The organism is Dactylosporangium sp. NPDC051484, from assembly GCF_040689395.1.
Classification (GTDB): Bacteria; Actinomycetota; Actinomycetes; order Mycobacteriales; family Micromonosporaceae; genus Dactylosporangium.
Map to the genome: position 1 here is coordinate 236,404 of NZ_JBFAZX010000007.1, position 18,166 is coordinate 254,569.

The following is an 18,166-nucleotide window of genomic DNA, read 5'->3' on the forward strand; positions in this document are numbered from 1 at the left end:
AACCCTTCGGTGGCAGCCACGTTCTACGGCGCTGGATCGACTCCGCCGCCCACTTCTCGTGGATCGAACAGCCCACCGCGGTCCGGCGGGCGTTCCACGACTTCATCACCGCCTTCGATCTGTAGCACCGCCCCGCCGTGAGCGACGTCGTCGCGTCGCCGGGCGAGATGCACGATGATGTCGGCGGCGAGCTCGACCGTTGCCGGCAGGACCTGCTCGATGCGGCTGAATACCTGCTTCTGCTGCGCGGTCGGCAATTCCAGGTACGCCGAAATGGTCGAGAGATGGCTTACGTAGTCGGCGGCACTCATCGTCACGCGCCGCTTGATGACAGACTGCTGGACGTCGGCGAACCAAACAGACCGTTGGAGCTCCGTGCCCGGCCACTGCATCCGATGTCCCGGAGGTGTTCCGTCGGGAGACGGAACCTCGTCGCTTTCCAGAAAGGGTGCTCGGGCAGCACGAACAGCCTCATCCACGGCCGGGTCGGCCAGCTGGATCGGTCCAGCGAACGAAGCGAACACCCCGCCCGGCTCCAGCAGCGAAGCCATGCGCGGCCACCGGCCCTCCGGTTTCGTCCAGTGCAATGCCGCTGCCGCATAGACCAGTCCGTAGCGTTCGCCCGGTCGCAGGTCCTCGAACGCGGCTCGGCGCGTCGCGACGTTCGCCGGGACGCGGTTGCGTAACTCGGCGAGCATGGCCTGGTCGGGGTCGGTCGCGGTAACGGTGATTCCCGCCCGGGCGAACACACGAGTCGCTTTTCCTGTCCCGGCGCCGATCTCCAGCGCGGTACGAACCGGCCGACCCGCGTACGCCATCACCAGGTCGAAAAGTCGCGCGGGATACCCGGGCCGGAACCGTTCGTACGCCTCCGCCACCGCTCCAAAACGCAACGCGCGATCAGACATGCCGGACATCCTGACAGATCTCGGCTGTCGGTACTCGGCCTTTCTCGCGCGATGCAATCCGCCGGCCGTGGGCAGCGGCCACGAGGCTACAACGACCGATCGTCGGCATGCGCGCACGCCACCCGGCCGTGCCGGGCTTGGTAGCCACGGCGCGGCCGGGTGACGTGCGCTCAGGTGCGGCGGGGTGGGGATCAGCCGCGCTCGACCTGGTGGCCGACCAGGTCCGGGGCGCGCAGCTGGGCACCGGAGCCGTCGCGGCGTTCGTCGACGGAGGGCAGGTCGCGTGGGTCGCCCTTCGTGTTGACGGCCACCGGGCGGGGGCCGATCCAGGCCAGGACCAGGTGGGACTCGCCCTTCAGGAAGCGCTGGGCGCGCACGCCGCCCGTGGCGCGGCCCTTGGCTGGGTAGAGCCGCAGCGGCGTGACCTTCGCGTTGCCAATCGTCGCGGTGACGACCATGGGCTCGCCGTGCTGCGGGTCCTGGGTCGTCACGGCGCCGAAGAAGATCGCCTGGGTGTCGGCCGCCAGGCTGATGCCGGCCATGCCGCCGCCCTTCAGGCCCTGCGGGCGCACCAGCGACGCCGGGAAGCGCAGCAGCGAGGCGTCGGAGCTCATGAACGCCAGGGTCTCGTTGCCGTCGGCGAGCCATGTGGCACCGATGACCTCGTCGCCCTCGCGCAGGCCGATGACCTCGAACTCGTCGGCGCGGACCGGCCACTCGGGAGCGCAGATCTTCACCATGCCGGCGCGGGTGCCCAGGGCCAGGCCGGGGGAGCCGGAGTCGCGCTCGGCGAGCGGCGCCAGGCCGACGACGGTCTCACCGGACTCCAGCGGGACCAGCTCGGCGGTGGACATGCCCCCGCGCAGCGACACCGTGCCGGGCTGCTCGGGCAGGACCGGCAGGGGCAGGACGTCGACCTTGAACGCGCGGCCGCGGCTGGTGACGAGCACCACCTGGCCGCGGGCCGTGGTGTGCGCGACGGCGCGGACCGCGTCGTGCTTGTCGCGGCCGGCCTTGCGGCTGCCCTCCGGCGCCTCCTCGGACTCGGCCGCGGTGCGCGCCACGAGCCCGGTCGCGGACAGCAGCACCTGGCACGGGTCGTCGCTGACCTCCAGCGGGCCCGCCGGCACCGACGCGGCCAGCACCTCCTTGAGGTCGCCGTCGATGAGCGTGGTGCGCCGGGGCTGGCCGTGCTCCTTGACCACGGCGGCCAGCTCGTCGGAGACGACCTTCTTGAGCACCTTCTCGTCGTCGAGGATCTGGCTCAGCGCGGCGATCTCCTCGTTGAGCCGCTGCTGCTCGGCCTCGAGCTCGATGCGGTCGTAGCGGGTGAGCCGGCGTAGCGGGGTGTCGAGGATGTAGGTGGCCTGGGTGTCGGTGAGGCCGAACTCGCTCATCAGGCCCGCCTTGGCCGCGGCCGCGTTGTCGCTGTCGCGGATGAGCGCGATCACCCGATCGATGTCGAGCAGCGCGATGAGCAGGCCGTCGACGAGGTGCAGCCGGTCCTGGCGCTTCTTGCGGCGAAACTCGGTGCGCCGCGTGACCACCTCGTAGCGATGCTGGAGGAAGACCTCGAGCAGCGCCTTGAGCCCCAGCGTCCGCGGCTGCCCGTCGACCAGCACCAGGTTGTTGACGCCGAAGGACTGCTCCAGCGGGGTGAGCCGGTAGAGGTCGGCGAGCAGGGCCTGCGGGTTGACGCCGACCTTGCATTCGATGACCAGGCGGGTGCCGTTCTCCCGGTCGGTGAGGTCCTTGACGTCGGCGATGCCCTGCAGCCGTTTGGTCTTGTTGACCTCGTCGGTGATCTTCTCGATGACCTTCTCGGTGCCGACACCGTACGGCAGTTCGGTCACCGTGATCGCCTGCCGCCCCCGGCTGCCCTCCAGCAGCCCGACCTCCACCCGGCCGCGCATGCGCACCACGCCGCGACCGGTCTCGTAGGCCTTGCGCACCTCGTCGAGGCCGAGCAGCAGCCCGCCGGTGGGCAGGTCGGGCCCGGGGACGAACTCCATGAGCTTGTCCAGCGTGGCGGTCGGGTGGTTGATCAGCCAGCGGGTCGCGGCGACGATCTCGGCGAGGTTGTGCGGGATCATGTTGGTGGCCATGCCGACCGCGATCCCGGACGAGCCGTTGACGAGCAGGTTGGGGAACGCGGCGGGCAGGACCGCCGGCTCCTCCAGCGAGCCGTCGTAGTTGGGCCGGAAGTCGACGGTGCCCTCGTCGAGCTCGCCGACGAGCAGCATCGCCTCGCGGGACATCCGGGCCTCGGTGTACCGCGAGGCCGCCGGCCCGTCGTCCGGCGAGCCGAAGTTGCCGTGCCCGTCGATGAGCGGGACGTTGAGCGAGAAGTCCTGCGCCATGCGGACCATGGCGTCGTAGATCGCGCTGTCGCCGTGCGGGTGGTACTTACCCATGACGTCACCGACGACGCGCGAGGACTTCACGTGCCCGCGATCGGGGCGATGCCCCTGCTCGCTCATCGAGAAGAGGATCCGCCGGTGCACGGGCTTGAGCCCGTCGCGCGCGTCGGGCAGCGCCCGGGAGTGGATGACCGAGTACGCGTACTCCAGATACGAGTCCTCGACCTCGGTGGTGAGCGGGTTGTTCAGCACCCGTGCGCCCGCCTGATCGAACGCGGAGAGATCGGCCTTGACAGGCTTGGTGCTCTTGCGTGCCATGGTGAAGTGTCGGCCTTCCAGTTATCTCAGGCGTGTTGTCTCAGGCGTCGATGGTCTCTTGGTCGACCCGCGCCGCGGAGTCGATCAGCCAGTTGCGCCGGGGCTCGACCCGCTCGCCCATGAGCAGCTCGAGGACATCCTCAGCGGCCTCGACGTCGTCCATCGTGATGCGCCGCACCGCCCGGGTCGCCGGGTTCATCGTGGTCTCCCACAGCTCCTCGGCGTCCATCTCGCCCAGACCCTTGAACCGCGGGATCGGGGTCACGACCTGGTTGCCGGCCTTCTCCAGCCGGGCCACGGTGCCGATCATCTCCTGCTGCGTGTACGTGTAGATCGTCTCCGGGTTGCGCCCCTTCGTGACGATCTTGTGCAGCGGCGGGACGGCGGCGTAGAGCCGGCCGTCGGCGATCGCCGGCCGCATGTACTTGGCGAACAGCGTGATCAGCAGCGTGCGGATGTGCGAGCCGTCGACGTCGGCGTCGGCCATGAGCAGAATCCGGCCGTAGCGCATCGAGTCGAGGTCGAACGTGCGCCCGGAGCCGGCCCCGAGCACCTGCACGATCGCCGAGCACTCCGCGTTGTCGAGGACCTGCTGGATGTTGGCCTTCTGCACGTTGAGGATCTTGCCGCGGATCGGCAGCAGCGCCTGATACTCCGAGGAGCGCGCCATCCGGGCGGTGCCCAGCGCGCTGTCGCCCTCGACGATGAACAGCTCGCTGCGGTGCACGCCGGTGGAGCGGCAGTCGACGAGCTTCGCCGGCATCGACGCGCCCTCCAGGGCCGTCTTGCGCCGGGCCGCGTCCTTCTGCTGCTTCTGCGTGAGCCGCACCCGCGCCGCGTCGACGATCTTCTGCAGCACGGTGCGCGCCTCGACCTTGGTCTTGCGCGCCTCGACCCAGGCCTTGATGTGCTGCTCGACAACCTGCTGCACGACCCGCGTCACCGGGGCGGTGGACAGCTCGTCCTTGGTCTGCGAGGTGAACTGCGGCTCCGGGATGCGCACGTGGATGACCGCGGTCATGCCCTCGAGCACGTCGTCGAGGGTCGGCAGGTCCTCCTTGGGGCGCAGCAGGCCGCGGGTGTTGCGGATCGCCTCGGTCAGCGCCCGCAGCGCGCCGCGCTCGAAGCCGCGCCGGTGGGTGCCGCCGTGCATGTTGCGGATGGTGTTGCTGAACGACTCGACGACCCGGTCGTAGCCGGTGCCCCAGCGCAACGCGATCTCGACCTCGGCGCGCCGCTCGACGTTGGCCTTCATCACGCCGTGCTCATCGGCGGCGTTCTCCTTGTAGCGCCCCTCGCCGTTGATCAGCAGCGTGCCGCACACCGGCTTGTCGCCGCTGGGGGCCAGGAACTCCACCATGTCGGACAGGCCGTTGGGGTAGTGGAAGGTCTCGGTCGTGATCGAGCCCTGGGTCGCGTCCTTGAGCACGTAGGTCACGCCCGGCACCAGGAACGCGGTGTTGCGCAGCTTCGCCCGCACCGCCTCGGTGTCCAGCGCCGCCCCGGCCTCGAAATACCGGGGGTCGTGCCAGTAGCGGGTCGAGGTGCCCGTCGACGCGCCGCGCTTCATCCGGCCCTGCACGCTCAGCCCGCCGCGGCGGGTGAACCTCGCCGAGGCACCCGCCCCGTCGAACTCGCCCGGCACGCCGTGCTGGAACGCCATGTGGTGGACCTTGCCTTCGCGGCGCACGGTCACGTCGTAGCGGGTGGACAGGGCGTTGACCGCGGAGGCGCCGACGCCGTGCAGGCCGCCCGAGGTCTTGTACCCCGAGCCGCCGAACTTCCCGCCCGCGTGCAGCCGGGTCAGCACCAGCTCGACGCCGGACATGCCGGACTTCGCGTGCACGTCGACCGGGATGCCGCGCCCGTCGTCGTCGACCTGGACCGAGCCGTCGGCGTGCAGCGTCACTTCGACCTGGGTGGCGTGCCCGGCGATGCCCTCGTCGGTCGAGTTGTCCACGATCTCGTTGAACAGGTGGGCGACGCCCCGGCTGTCGGTCGAGCCGATGTACATGCCCGGGCGCTTGCGGACAGCGTCCAGCCCTTCGAGGAGCGTGAGGTCGTCAGCCCCGTAGAGGGTCTCGGGTTGTGCGGTCAACTCGGCTCGTCTCCCATTGGTCCTGTTCCCTGTGCTGCCCGCGAGCGTAACCGGAGGGTCTGACATTTTCGCGTCGCCCTCGCCCGGTTTCGGGCCGCGAGTCCCCGAACGCCGTGACCGCGCCCACAGTCCCGCCCGGCGCGAACGGGGTCCGCGCGTCGCCTCGCCGAGGTGCACCGTGGCATCGAACACGTGTACAACGACCTCGCATACTACTTCGCCCGCATCCGGAACCGGCCGACCGCCACGCAGGCCGGCCTGGAACGACCCCGGCTCCCGGTTCAGATGGTGAACGGCGTCCGGCCCGCGCTGAGTTCCCGCAGCGCCGCCAGGATCTCGTCCTCGGAGCGGTCGGCGAAGCTCAGCGTCGCGGTGAAGCCCGAGCCGTAGAACAGCTTCAGCATCGCCGAGTCCAGGGTGGTGAACGCGCCGAGACCGCCCTCGACGCGGGGGTCGCGCGGCTTCACCACGACCATCTTGTCCAGCCCCCAGCGCCGGCGCCGGATGTGCTCGATGCCCTCCCACGGCAGCCAGATCGCCTGCCCGCGGGTCGGCCGGGTCCTGATCCACAACCCGGCGGGACCGGCGGCCAGCAGCGGGCCGCCCGAGGAGATCAGGAAGATCTGCACGCCGATGGTGCTGCCGAACACGACCACCAGGCAGGACATCAGCGCGACGAGCGCGACGAGGTCGCCGCTGGTGTGGTTCGGCCCGGCGGCGGTGAGCACCAGCGCCGCCGGACAGCCCACGACCAGCAGGGCGGCCACGGCGATCGGAACCATGATCAGGGCGCGTTTGAGCGCGCTGGGCCGGGCGACGAACGGCAGGTTCTCGGGGATGCGCCCGGCGATCGGTGCCTGCGGCCCGGGGGGCATGCCGTATCCGCCGGCGGGCACCGACCGCGGCGGCGCCAGTGGCGGGACGGGGGGAGCGGGCGGCTGGGGCGGCCGGTTCCAGGCCGGCGGCCGCGGTCCCTGCGCGGGACCGGACGGGGGCGAGGCATCGCTCACCGCGACACCTTACGTCGTGCCGTGACCCGCGTCACGGGCCGCCGGTGCGTTCGACCCAGGACTTGTATCGCCGGGAGGCGTCGTAGCCCCCGTCCATGTAGTACTCGCGCAGGTCGGCGCGGAGCAGGAACACCGCGACGAAGATCAGCAGGGCGACGGCGGCCAGCCCGGCGACGCCGTGCGGCCACGTGTACCAGAACGGGACCGCCAGCTCATACTCCGCCCGCAGCGGCGCCGGCTCCTCACCGGTCGGCGCCACCGCCCACTCGGGCCCGCCGACCAGGAAGCACAGCGTCGTCAGCGCGATGAGCGGTGCGGCAACCCACACCGCGACCCGGACCTTGTTGGACGGGCGGCGCATGAGCACGGCGATCGCCGCGAGCACCACGACCGACACCGCCGTCACCACGAGGCTGCTGACCAGGTCGGAATGCACCTGGTCGAGCTGCGCCACGGAGATCATCCGCAAGTGCTGGCGGCCGAGGTGCACCAGCGCCGCCGCGGACAGCGCCGCGTCGGCCGCGAGCAGCACCGTCGCCGCCGCGACGGACCAGTGGACCAGCCGGACCTGTGTGGACACCCGCATGCTGAGCCTCCCCCGAGTCGCATACACCGTAGTACGACCGGCCGCCATCCCGCGCGCCCGTTTCGAATCCGGTGGATGCAGCGCCTACAGCCAGCCGGACTTGCGCAACAGCCGGTGCAGGGTCACCATCGCGCTCGCCATGAGTGTGACCACCAGGCCGTAGCCGTATCGCCAGTGCAGCTCGGGCATGTGATCGAAGTTCATGCCGTAGATCCCGGCGATCGCGGTCGGCACGGCGACGATGGCGGCCCACGCGGCGATCTTGCGCATGTCGTTGTTCTGGTCCAGCCCGACCTGGGCCAGCCGCGCCTGCAGGATCGAGTCGAGCAGCTCGTTGTACGACCCGACGCGCTCCACCACCTGGTTGAGCCGGCCGTGCACGTCCTGGAAGTACTGCCGCAGGCCCGGCGGCACGTCGAACGAGGGATCGGTCATGCGCCGCAGCGGCTGCTGCAGCGGCAGCACCGCCCGCTTGAACTCCAGCAGCTCGCGCTTGAGCTGGTAGATCTGCTGCACGTCGCAGCCGCCGTTGCGCAGGAACGCGGTCTCCTCGAGTTTCTCCACGTCCTGCTCCACGTGCGTGGCCACGTCGTGGTACACCTCGACCATCCGCTCGATCACCGCGTAGCCGACCGCCCACGGCCCGAGCCCGAGCAGGGCGGGGCGCTGCTGCAGGTGCGCGCGCACGTCGGCCAGGGCGCCGGCCCCGCCGTGGCGCACCGACACGACGAAGTGCTGGCCGATGAGCAGCGTCACCGCGCCGGTGTCGACGACCTCGGAGGTCTCGGTCAGCTCGGCGTGCTCGACGTACCGCGCGGTGCGCAGCGTGAGCGCCGTCACGTCCCCGCGCCGCTCGATCGCCGGGCGCCGGTCCACCGCCAGGGTCTCGCCGGCGGTCGCCTCGTCCACGCCCACGAGCTCGGCGATCGCGGTGAACTGCGCCGAGGTCGGCTCGAACAACCCGAGCCACACGAACCCGTTGCGCCGGCGGCGGGCCGCGGCGTAGGCGTCCGCGAACGACTGGTGGCCCGGTTGGCGGCTGCCGCGCACGTACAGCGCGCAGTCCATCACCGCCGCCTCGTCCTCGGGGCGCGGGAGCAGGTGCGGTAGGTGCTGCGGCGGCTGCATGCGCTGCAGCACGCGGCCGATCAGCCGCCCGACCCGCCGGCCGAGCTTCGCGCCGGCGCTCACCTCGGGGTTGTTCATGAGCCGTCACGGTACCGGCGCCGCGCGTGTCCGGGCCGTGCCGGGTAGCCGCCAGGCCGCATCCGGCGGCCCGATTCGCCCAGCACGGCACCCGGCAGAGGAGGTGTGTCCTGTGCCACATTTCGCCGGCGAGGGAGCCGGTCCGGCCCGTCGTCGAGGAGCGGGTGAGGGTTCAAGGTCCTTCGATGGCTCAGCGCAGGTACGCGGGCGACTCCGCGTCCGGCACCAGCAGCGTGGCGGCGCCACCGCCGTCGGCCGGCAGCGACCACACGTCGGCGTGTTCCCCGGCATGGTCGCGGTGCAGCGCGTACATGACGGTGTGCTCGTCCAGCCACGCGATCTGGTCGTCGACCGAGCGTGTCTCGGCCAGCACCGTGGGACGCAGCGTGGCGAGGTCGAGCACGGCCGGCCGCCAGCCCCTGGCCGGGTCGCCGCCGACCGCCTGCTTGAACGCGATCCGGGTGCCGTCAGGCGACACCGAGGGGCACTCGACGTTCTCGGCCAGGGTCCGCACGGTGCGGGCGGCGAAGTCGCCCTGCACGAGGTACCGGTGGCCGGCGCTCGACATGGTGGCGTAGAACGTGCGGTCGCCGGGCGCGAAGGTGACGCCCCAGTAGTTGACGTCGGCGGCCTGGTAGGGCCGGCCGTCGCGGGTGAGCGCGTACGACTCGAGGGTGTCGGCCAGCACGTCGTCCGTGTTCGTGTCGAGCACGCCGACGCGCGTGGAGAACTGCCCGCCGTTGTACGAGTCGCCGGTGACGAACGCGGTCCACGTGACCAGCCGCCCGTCGGCCGAGACGCGCGCCCGGTTCGGCACGCCGACGATTGGGTAGCTGGCGCGCTCCTCGAGGTGCCGCCCGAGCACGACGATCTGGTACGTCGCGAGCGGCCCGTCCGGCCGCAGGCAGATCGCGGTGCCGGCGGCGGCGTACACGCGCTCGCACGTCACGTTCGAGGTCTTGCGCGGCCCGCCCGGGTCTGCGGCGCTGACAACGGCGAGGTGCCCCTTCGCCCCGTCGGCGGTGCTGCGCACGAGCAGCTTCGGCCCGGGCGCGATGTCGACCTCTTCGTTCGCGGCCGCCGCGGCGTCGTCGCGATGCGCGGCGGCGCGGATGTAGAAGCCGGCCCCGCCGGCGAGCACCACCGCGACGATCGACGTCAACAAGATCCTACGCATTTCGGTCGTACTCCTTGAGCGGTTTTCTGTCGTACCCCCTGAGCAGAATGGAGGCCACGAGCGCGAGTGCGGCGAGGGCCGCTGCGGCGGCGGCGAACAGGGCCGGGCCCGGCCCCCACAGCTGCCACGCCACGCCGAAGAGGACTGAGGAGGCCAGATATGCCAGGGACTGCCCGCTCTGCACCAGCGCGATGCCGGTCGTGCGCAGCGCCTCGGGCAGCAGCGGCCCGGCGACGGCCATCAGCACGCCGTCGGTCGCCGCGTAGAACGCCCCGTAGAGCGCCACCGTGACCACGAGCGCCGGCGTCCCGCCCGGCCCGGCGGCGAGGACGAGATACACGGCGACGAGCGCCGCGAACCCGGCGAGGTAGACGCGGGGCCGCCCGATGCGGTCAGCGAGGTTTCCAAGTGGCACGGCCAGGAGGAGATAGACCAGGCTCGTGCCGACGGCGAGCAGCGGAAACCACCCCGCGGCGACGTCGTGCTGGCGCTGCAGCACGAGATACACGAAGCCGTCCCCGATCGTGGCCAGCCCCATGACGGCCGCGGCGAGCACGACCAGCCGAAACTCGCCGCGCCGCAGCAGTGCGAACGTGGCCCGGAACGATACGGGCGTCGCGCGGCGCCCGAGCGGCCCGTTCGCGCTCCCCGCTTCCCCGGCCGTTGCCGGCACGTCCTCTGCTGGCACGTCCTCTGCAGGCGTGTTCTCGGCGGTCGTGGGCGCGTAGCCCGTGTCGGCGGCGTGCGCGTTCGCGGCGTGTGTGTCGGCGGTGACCGCGACTGCGGCGACCGTGGTCGTGGCGGTCGTCGTGGGGCCGTGCGCGGTGGCGCTCGTGGTCCGATCGGCCGTGGAGGAAGCGGGAGGCGTGGAGGGAATGAGGGGCGCGGAGGAAGCGGGGGGACGGGCGGGTTCGGTCGGCCACGCCGGGCCGCGGTGGTCGGGGACGAACGTGGCCAGGACGAACACGCCCAGGGCGGCGATGCAGAAGCTCGCGACGAAGACCGCGTCGAAGGACTGGGCCGACGCGCCCAGGACCGCGACCGCCACGAGCGGGCCCGCGAACGCGCCGACGCTGTCCATCGCCCGGTGCACGCCGAACGCGCGGCCCAGGTGGTCCGGCGGGGTGGACAGCGTGATGAGCGCGTCGCGCGGGGCGGTGCGCAGGCCCTTGCCGGCGCGGTCGGCGACGATGACGGCGCTGAGCAGGGGCACGGACGAGCCGGCGGCCAGGAGTCCGAGCTTGGCCAGGGCGGAGATGCCGTAGCCGGCGGCGGCCACGGCCTTGCGGCGGCGGATGCGGTCGGCGACGAAGCCGCCGACCAGGCGCAGCAGCGCCGTCGCGCCCGTGTACAGACCGTCGACGACGCCGTAGCCCAGCGGGCCGAGGTGCAGGCCCAGCATGAGGTACAGCGGCAGGACGGCGCTGACCATCTCGGCCGAGACGTCGGTGATCAGGCTGACCGTGCCGAGCGCGAGCACCGTCGCGGCGACGCGGGCCTTCGCCCGCGCCGGCGGGGTCGCCGTCACCGGTTTGTCCACTGTGGACAGATACATCGGGCCTCACACGGGTCGGCGGAGCGAAACGAGGGGGTGGGCGCCCCGCGCGGAGGGCGCCCACGGGTTGGTCAGGACCAGACGTCCGTGATGGGGGACAGGCTGGCCGCGCCGTTGATGCCGGGCAGGCCGTACGCGCCCTCGATGGTGCGCAGCACGTTGTAGTGGTTGATCTTCTCCGAGTACGAGCCGGCCTTGACGTTCGCGCCGACGAAGATCGTGAAGATCTGGTTCAGCGCGAGGCGGTTGTCCTCGTCGAAGGTCACGATGAGCAGGCTGTTGTGCGTCTTGGCCCACTGGGCGTAGGCGTCGAGGTTGTTCTTCAGCCAGGTGTCGCCGGTGGAGACCGAGCAGTCGTGCATGTCGTTGCACATGTCCGGCGTGACGAACGCGACCGTCGGCAGGCTGGCGTAGTTCGACGACGACGGGAAGCTCGCGTACGTCAGGTTCGCCGCCGCGGGCACGCTGCTGAAGTCGACCCAGCTGTTGTGCTTGCGCCGGTAGGTGCCGCTCGAGCAGCCCGTGTACCCGTCGGACGGCATCGCCTCCGAGTAGCCCGTGAACGTCAGGCCGGCGCCGGCCAGCTGCGACTGCAGGTTGACGCCGGTGAAGTTCTTCGGGCAGTCGTCGTTGGTCACGCCCTGGGTGGAGCCCGAGAACAGCGCGATGTAGTTCGGCTGGCTCGGGTGCGTGATCGCGTACGACTTGGTGAACTTCGCGCCCTGGGCGGCCAGGGAGTTGAAGTACGGGGCGCTGCTGGAGCTGTTGATCTGGGAGTAGGCGTGGTTCTCGAACATCACGAGAACGATGTGGTCGAAGCGCGGCACGCTGGTCGCGGCCTGCGCCTGCGACGCCGCGGCGGTCACGCCGGTGGCGACGAGGGCGGTGCTCGCGAGCGCGAGCGCCACCCGGCGGATCGACATGAACGTTCCCCCTTCGTGGGCAGGGATGACGCCAGCATCGTGGGCAGCGGCGGATACACGATCATGAGTACGGACTGACGGGGATGTATGCGGCCGATGAACAATTCGGTGTACATCAATACGTCATGGTTTCGGCGAGGCCGCGGCGCACGCGCCGATCCGCTGATCGGACTTTGGACCGCGACGGGCCGGGGCCCGGTGGATAGGCTGTCGCGTGTGGGCGAACGCGTACGTGACGGGTATCTGCTGACCACCGATCCGGCCCGGGTCGACAAGGCCGTCGTGCACCGGTGGCTGTCCGAGGAGTCGTACTGGGCGGCCGGGCGGGACTACGAGGTCGTGGCGAGATCGATCGACGGCTCGGTGCCGTACACGATCCGTTCCGGCCCCGACCAGGTCGCGTTCGCCCGTGCGGTCACCGACGGTGCCACCTTCACGTGGATCAGTGACGTGTATGTCGACCGCGCACACCGGGGCCGAGGTCTGGGCGGCTGGCTCGTCGACGCCATGGTCGAGGACTTCACCGCCGCCGGTGTCCTGCGCCTGATGCTGGCCACTCGCGATGCCCACGAGGTGTATCGCCGCAGCGGCTTCGAGCCCCTCGCCGGCCCGCGGCTCTTCATGGAGATCGACCGCCACCCCAGCCGCGCCGCGCTCCTTGCCCACCTCGCCGACGGCGCATAGCCCGCGGTCGGATCGAGCGCACGCACCTCGACGATTTCCGATGGCCGTGACCGGCGGGATCCGCGAGGTGGAGATGTGGAAGGTGGCAGTGCAGATGCGGGAGATGGCGGCGCGGGAGCCGGGCCTACCATCCGACTCGGCGCGATTCATCAAGCGTGAACCGATCCGTCACTGGTGGTGTGGCCGCCCCCGTTAGCATCTGCCGCACCGCCGGACGAGTCGTCGAGCGCATGTCCTACGAATCGAATATGATTTCGGGCTTGCCTGGCCCCTGCCGAGAGCGGACGTATACGTGTACCCTGAGCCCTCCAAACACGAGCGCGCGTACCGCGAGATCCGTGCACGCATCGTTGACGGGCGATACGAGCCGGGGCGCCGGCTCGTGTTGAGCACCCTCGCTCGCGAGCTGGCCATCAGCCCCGTGCCGGTGCGCGAGGCCATCCGCCGGCTGGAGGCGGAGAACCTGGTCCGCTTCGAGCGCAACGTCGGCGCCCGGGTGGCGACGCTGCAGGACGACGAGTGGGAGCAGCTCGTCGAGATGGTGGCGCTGCTGGACGGCTTCGCGTTCGCGGCGGCCGCGCCGCGGGTCCCGCCCGAGGCCTTGGCGGAGGCGCGCACGCTCAACGCCTCGCTGCGGGAGGCCATGTCGACGGTGCAGATCGACCACGGGGCGGTGATGCTGCTGCACCGCCGGTTCCACCGGGTGCTGTACCGCTGCTGCGGCAACCGCTACGTGATCGAGTCGCTGGACGGGCTCTGGGACCGCATGGACGCGTCCCGGGTGCTCATGTCGCTCTACCCGGTGCTGCACCTGTCGACGGCCGTGGAGGAGCACGACGCGCTGCTGGACCGGCTGGAGCGGGGTGAGGGCGGCACTGCGGCGCTGGAGGCGTGCGCGCGCGAGCACAACCTGAACGCGATCCGCGCGATCCGCACGAACGTCGGCGCCTGAACACGTCGGCGCCGGCAATAAGAAGACCGGCATCCACGGGGGAAGATGCCGGTCTCGCCCTCAACTATACGACGCCGTCACCTCTGCCGCCAGTGGCATTTCATGTCGGTTTCGTCACCGGATGCCGGCCGGCACCTTCGGGTTGCGCAGCCCCCTGGGCAGGGTCGGCTCGCTGGCGGCGATCTCCACCTCCAGGAAGCTCGTCTCGTGGCGCTCGGCCTCGTACGCGGCGTGCCCGCCGCGCAGGCCGAAGAGCCGCTTGGAGAGCAGGATGTACAGCACCGCCGCGATGTTGATCACGAGTGCGCCGATCCGGGTGGCGGTGATCTTCTCCGTGAGCTCGTAGATCTCGATCGGCAGGCCGAGCGAGGTGGCGACGACGGCGAAGTACTCGCCCCAGCGCTTGAGCAGCCACAGGCCGATGCCCTCGACGACCTGCAGAGTGCCGTAGAGCGCCAGGCCGGCGGCGACCCAGAGCAGGGTCTTGGACTCCGCCTCGATGACGGTCCGGATGGTGTGCACCATCGCGGAGTCCTCGAACTTCCAGCCGATCTTGTCCATGAACGGCCTGAGCAGCGGCAGGTCCTCGTTGAAGGCCCGCTCGACGCCGTCGCGGTGGCTGCGGAAGCGGAACACGCCGTAGGCGGCGGCGAGGCAGAGCAGGCCCTTGATGAACCGCTCGACGGACAGCAGCCGCAGGATCAGCGCGTCGCGCAGGGCGCGGCCGCGCAGCACGATCGGCGCCCGTTCGGCGGGGCCGGTTCGGTGCGGCTCGCCGATGACGAAGTCCCCGCACCGCAGGCAGCGCCACGCGGGACCGACCGGGGTGGTGGTGTGAAGCTTCTCGCGGAACATGTCCTCGGTGGGTGCGTAGGTCACGTGCCCGCGGCGCGCGCAGGTGCGTAGGTTCCAATCCACGCGACCTTGATACCGCATCGATGCCATCGATGCGTCGTCACGTCGGCTTTACGGCTTCGCCACTTCCACGCCGGCCTCAGCCGGGTTGAATGCCGGGTTCAACGCAGGGTTGGTGACCGCCTCCCGCGGCCCGTCCGTGCCGGTGCCGGCGCGGCGCACCTGCACCGGCACCGACGGGGACGGGTGCTCCTGCCGGCTGGTGGCCATGAGCAGCACGCCCACCAGGACGGCGGCGACCACCCCGTCGAGCCAGTAGTGGTTGGCGGTGCCGGCGACGACGAGCATGGTGACGACCGGATGGGCCAGCCACAGCCAGCGCCATCGGCTGCGGGTCGCGTGGATGAGCCCGGCCGCGATGACGAGCGCCCAGCCGACGTGCAGCGACGGCATGGCCGCGTACTGGTTGCTCAGCGTGTCGGTCTGCGGCGGGCCGTAGACCGAGGGGCCGTAGACGGCGGCGGTGTCGATCAGGTCGAGGCTGTCGAGCATCCGCGGCGGCGCGAGCGGGAACGCGAAGTGGATCACCAGCCCGATCCCGGTGAGCCAGGCCAGGATCCGCCGGAACCGAATGTAGTGCTCGGGCCGGAACCAGTACATGAAGACCAGGAACGCGATCGAGGCGGGGAAGTGCACGACGGCGTAGAAGACGTTCGCGGCCCGCACGAGGGCCTCGGCGCTGAGCAGCACGTGCTGGACGGATGCCTCGTGGGGCAGGCGCAGCGCCCGCTCGATGTCCCAGATCAGGTCGGCGTCGGCGAAGGCGGCGCTCACGCGGCCGTCGACGACGAGCCGCCCGACCTTGTACGCCAGGAACAGGCCGAGCACCAGCAGTAGTTCAGTCCAGGCGCGGGGTCGTAACCGTGTGGTGCGCTTCCGTTCATCTATCCCTGCCCCCGCGTTCATCAGGCGAAGTTACCCGATATTGCCGTACCGGCAATATTGCTGATTGGGCACCCATTGCGTGTCGTGCGTCACGGGTTTGTTTATGCTTCAAATTTTTAGGGGGAGTTTCATGAGCACTCGGGCCGATCTCGCGATCGCCGCCCTGCGCAAGGGCCACGACAACCTGTCCGCGCTGGTCGCCGGCCTGACCGCGGACCAGCTGACCGGCCCGTCGGCGGCCAGCGAGTGGGACGTGTCGCAGGTGATCAGCCACCTGGGCAGCGGCGCCGAGATCAACCTGGAGGTCGTCCGGGCGTCCCTGGAGGGCGGATCCGCCCCGGAGTTCGAGTTCAACAAGGGCGTCTGGGCCCGCTGGGACGGCATGACACCGCAGGAGCGGCAGGAGGCGTTCCCCGAGGCCAACCGGCGCCTCGTGGAGGCGTACGAGGCGTTCACAGCGCAGCAGCGTGCCTCGCACCGCATCGATGTCGGCTGGATGCCGGAGCCGGTCGACGTGGCGACCTCGGCGCTGCTGCGGCTGACCGAGTTCGCGTATCACGACTGGGACGTCCGGGTCGCGTTCGACCCGTCGGCGGCGCTCGCGCCGGAGGCGGCCACGCTCATCAGCGAGCGGGTCGAGGGCCTGTTCGGCTGGATCGCCAAGCCCGCCAACCTCGACGGGCGCACCGCGGACCTGCTCGTGCGGCTCACCGACACCGGCGAGACCCTCGGGCTGCACCTGGCCGACCCGGTGGCGCTCACCGCCGTGGCGCCGGCGGCGCCGGACGGCGAGCTGTCGCTGACCCTGGAGGCCTGGCTGCGGCTGGCCGCCGGGCGCCTCAAGCCGGAGTACACCCCGGCGGACGTGCGGATCTCGGGGCCGATCACGCTGGACGACCTGCGCGCGGTCTTCCCCGGCTACTGACCGCTCGGATACCGCGGGCCGGCCGGGTCAGTGGCCGGCCCGCACTCGTCCATTGTCGCGCCGGCCGTCAGCGCACCGCTGGGCGCTCCAACGGCCGGCGCAGCGAATAGGTGACGGCGTGCAGCCGGTGTGGCTGGCCGATGAGCATCGCGGCGCGGTCATACGCCTGCCAGCCCTCCGCGCCCGCGCGGTTGAGGTGGCGCAGGTCGTTGAACCGTTCGTCCGTGCCCCAGCGCTGCACGCCGCCGGGGTGGTGGAACACGGCGTCCCAGTCCTCGAACTTGTCCGTGCCCAGCGTGCCGGCCGCACGGTATTCCAGTCGCGCATATTCCCATTGCGTCACGCCGTCCATCATGCCCGACATCGAGCTTCTCCACCGTCTTGGATTCACGTGCAGTACGGTCGGAGGGTGGATCGTGACAGGGACCGGGACGCGGCCGGAAGGGCCCGCAACGCGCGCCCGCGTGACGAGCTCGGGCGGCCGCTGCCCCGCGGCGCCGCCGGCGTGCCGACGATGCCCGACGACCTGTCGGTGACCCCGGACGAGGCCCTCGAACGGGCCCAGCGGCTCCTCGACGAGGGCCGGCCGTTCCACGCGCACGAGGTGCTCGAGGCCGCCTGGAAGGCCGCGCCCGACGCCGAGCGGGAGCTGTGGCGGGGCCTGGCGCAGCTCGCCGTCGGCCTGACGCACGCCAGGCGCGGCAACGCGGCGGGCGCCGCCCGGCTGCTGGGCCGGGCCGCGCTGCGCATCGAGGCGTATCGGGACGACCCGCCGCACGGCATCGACGTGGCCGGGCTGGTCGCGTTCGTGGCGCAGCGCCGGGAGGGGCCGCCGCGGCTCAGATCGTGAGCGCGAGCTTGCCCCGCACGCGCCCGGAACGCAGGCAGGCGATCGCCTCGTTCGCCTGATCGAGCGGGAAGGTGCGCTCGATCGCCGGGGACACGCGGCCGTCGTCCATCATCGTCCGCAGCACCCGCTGCCCGGCGCGCAGCCGCCCCGCGTCACGCAGGCCCCGCAGCGCCGCGACCCCGGACGGACGAGGCGACGGTCGCGGCCTGCTCGAACGAGACGCGGGCCGTCTTGCGGGCCAGCCGCCGCTCGTCCGAGGCGGCGAACTGCGCGAACGCGCTGTCGCACGCGCCGAAGACCTCGTCGCCGGGGCTCAGCCCCGTCACGCCCGGGCCGATCGCGGCCACCACGCCGGCGACGTCGAGGCCGGGCACCGGCAGCTTCGGGCGGCGCAGGCCGAACCCGGCGAGATGGTGTCGAGAATTCTTTACTCGGCTGGCCGGAAACCGCCGCCGATGGGGAAGCGCCCCATCGGCGCGGCGGACCCGCGTTAGGTCAGCTCGAGCGCCCGGGCGTGAGGCTGCGCCCGCAGGATCGCGTCGATCTCGGCGATCTCCTCCTCGGTGTGCCGGCCCAGGATCAGGTCCAGCTCCAGGCGCTCGGCCGGGGTCCGGTAGGCGGCGATCTCGCCGGCCAGCCGGCGGCGTGCGCGGCGGGCCTCGACGCGCTGGGCGACGGCGGCGCGCATGCGGCGGGTTGCGGTCTCCATGTTCGTGAACTCCTTCTTCGTTGGGCTTCCGGTCCTACTGTATCGATTCAGAAAGATCATCTCTGGCCGATGCGCCGTGATGGCGGGCACGCACCGGCTGAGCTG

The 18,166-nt window shown here is 71.2% G+C and carries 19 protein-coding genes; 4 read left to right on the forward strand and 15 right to left on the reverse strand.

All coding sequences use genetic code 11. From position 1 onward, the window contains the following. Window positions 1-23: 23 nt before the first annotated feature. The 9 genes from AB0367_RS16010 to AB0367_RS16050 form a co-directional block, all read right to left on the reverse strand. Window positions 24-908: a methyltransferase domain-containing protein gene (locus tag AB0367_RS16010; protein WP_366227044.1), complete on the reverse strand. Its 885-nt coding sequence runs from the start codon at window positions 906-908 to the stop codon at window positions 24-26. A gap of 191 nt (window positions 909-1,099) precedes the next feature. Further along, window positions 1,100-3,586 (reverse strand): DNA topoisomerase IV subunit A, encoded by a 2,487-nt coding sequence (locus tag AB0367_RS16015; protein WP_366227045.1) that lies wholly within the window; start codon window positions 3,584-3,586, stop codon window positions 1,100-1,102. Between the two features lie 40 nt (window positions 3,587-3,626). Further along, entirely contained in the window at window positions 3,627-5,684 is a 2,058-nt protein-coding gene (locus AB0367_RS16020) for a DNA topoisomerase IV subunit B (RefSeq protein WP_366227046.1), read from the reverse strand. Window positions 5,685-5,965: 281 nt separating this feature from the next. Further along, window positions 5,966-6,559, reverse strand: coding sequence for a hypothetical protein (locus AB0367_RS16025; RefSeq protein WP_366227047.1), 594 nt, complete (start codon window positions 6,557-6,559; stop codon window positions 5,966-5,968). Between the two features lie 166 nt (window positions 6,560-6,725). Then, window positions 6,726-7,280: a hypothetical protein gene (locus AB0367_RS16030; protein WP_366227048.1), complete on the reverse strand. Its 555-nt coding sequence runs from the start codon at window positions 7,278-7,280 to the stop codon at window positions 6,726-6,728. A gap of 84 nt (window positions 7,281-7,364) precedes the next feature. Beyond that, on the reverse strand, window positions 7,365-8,486 hold the full coding sequence (locus tag AB0367_RS16035) for a magnesium and cobalt transport protein CorA (RefSeq protein ID WP_366227049.1): 1,122 nt from the start codon (window positions 8,484-8,486) through the stop codon (window positions 7,365-7,367). Between the two features lie 190 nt (window positions 8,487-8,676). Next, a complete protein-coding gene (locus tag AB0367_RS16040; protein ID WP_366227051.1) occupies window positions 8,677-9,663 on the reverse strand; it encodes a hypothetical protein in 987 nt (328 codons plus the stop codon). Then, window positions 9,656-11,191 carry an MFS transporter gene (locus tag AB0367_RS16045; protein WP_366227052.1) on the reverse strand — a complete coding sequence of 512 codons (1,536 nt, stop codon included), beginning with the start codon at window positions 11,189-11,191 and terminating at the stop codon, window positions 9,656-9,658. Before AB0367_RS16045 ends, AB0367_RS16040 begins: the two co-directional genes overlap by 8 nt. Window positions 11,192-11,289: 98 nt before the next feature. Next, on the reverse strand, window positions 11,290-12,141 hold the full coding sequence (locus tag AB0367_RS16050) for an alkaline phosphatase family protein (protein WP_366227053.1): 852 nt from the start codon (window positions 12,139-12,141) through the stop codon (window positions 11,290-11,292). A 216-nt stretch (window positions 12,142-12,357) separates the two neighbouring features. On the opposite strand from AB0367_RS16050, the gene AB0367_RS16055 reads away from it, so the two are divergent. Both AB0367_RS16055 and AB0367_RS16060 read left to right on the forward strand, forming a co-directional pair. Next, window positions 12,358-12,825: a GNAT family N-acetyltransferase gene (locus AB0367_RS16055; RefSeq protein WP_366227054.1), complete on the forward strand. Its 468-nt coding sequence runs from the start codon at window positions 12,358-12,360 to the stop codon at window positions 12,823-12,825. Window positions 12,826-13,117: 292 nt separating this feature from the next. Beyond that, entirely contained in the window at window positions 13,118-13,777 is a 660-nt protein-coding gene (locus tag AB0367_RS16060) for a GntR family transcriptional regulator (RefSeq protein ID WP_366227055.1), read from the forward strand. A 114-nt stretch (window positions 13,778-13,891) separates the two neighbouring features. On the opposite strand, the gene AB0367_RS16065 is transcribed toward AB0367_RS16060, so the two are convergent. Then, window positions 13,892-14,695, reverse strand: coding sequence for a DUF2127 domain-containing protein (locus tag AB0367_RS16065; protein ID WP_366227056.1), 804 nt, complete (start codon window positions 14,693-14,695; stop codon window positions 13,892-13,894). Window positions 14,696-14,743: 48 nt separating this feature from the next. Further along, a complete protein-coding gene (locus AB0367_RS16070; protein ID WP_366227057.1) occupies window positions 14,744-15,520 on the reverse strand; it encodes a phosphatase PAP2 family protein in 777 nt (258 codons plus the stop codon). Between the two features lie 187 nt (window positions 15,521-15,707). Between AB0367_RS16070 and AB0367_RS16075 the strand changes: the two genes are divergently transcribed. Continuing rightward, on the forward strand, window positions 15,708-16,502 hold the full coding sequence (locus AB0367_RS16075; RefSeq protein WP_366227058.1) for a maleylpyruvate isomerase family mycothiol-dependent enzyme: 795 nt from the start codon (window positions 15,708-15,710) through the stop codon (window positions 16,500-16,502). Window positions 16,503-16,569: 67 nt separating this feature from the next. Here AB0367_RS16075 and AB0367_RS16080 read toward each other — a convergent pair whose 3' ends face one another. Further along, on the reverse strand, window positions 16,570-16,845 hold the full coding sequence (locus tag AB0367_RS16080) for a hypothetical protein (RefSeq protein ID WP_366227059.1): 276 nt from the start codon (window positions 16,843-16,845) through the stop codon (window positions 16,570-16,572). 66 nt (window positions 16,846-16,911) lie between these two features. On the opposite strand from AB0367_RS16080, the gene AB0367_RS16085 reads away from it, so the two are divergent. Next, window positions 16,912-17,352: a DUF309 domain-containing protein gene (locus AB0367_RS16085; RefSeq protein WP_366227060.1), complete on the forward strand. Its 441-nt coding sequence runs from the start codon at window positions 16,912-16,914 to the stop codon at window positions 17,350-17,352. Here the strand turns inward: AB0367_RS16085 and AB0367_RS16090 are convergent. From AB0367_RS16090 to AB0367_RS16100, 3 genes are all read right to left on the reverse strand, one after another. Next, window positions 17,342-17,464, reverse strand: a complete 123-nt coding sequence (locus AB0367_RS16090) for a zinc-binding dehydrogenase (protein WP_366227061.1) — start codon at window positions 17,462-17,464, stop codon at window positions 17,342-17,344. The two genes, AB0367_RS16085 and AB0367_RS16090, sit on opposite strands and share 11 nt — an antisense overlap. A 40-nt stretch (window positions 17,465-17,504) precedes the next feature. Beyond that, a complete protein-coding gene (locus AB0367_RS16095) occupies window positions 17,505-17,726 on the reverse strand; it encodes a hypothetical protein (protein WP_366227062.1) in 222 nt (73 codons plus the stop codon). A 116-nt stretch (window positions 17,727-17,842) separates the two neighbouring features. Continuing rightward, a complete protein-coding gene (locus AB0367_RS16100; protein WP_366227063.1) occupies window positions 17,843-18,061 on the reverse strand; it encodes a hypothetical protein in 219 nt (72 codons plus the stop codon). Window positions 18,062-18,166 lie beyond the last annotated feature (105 nt).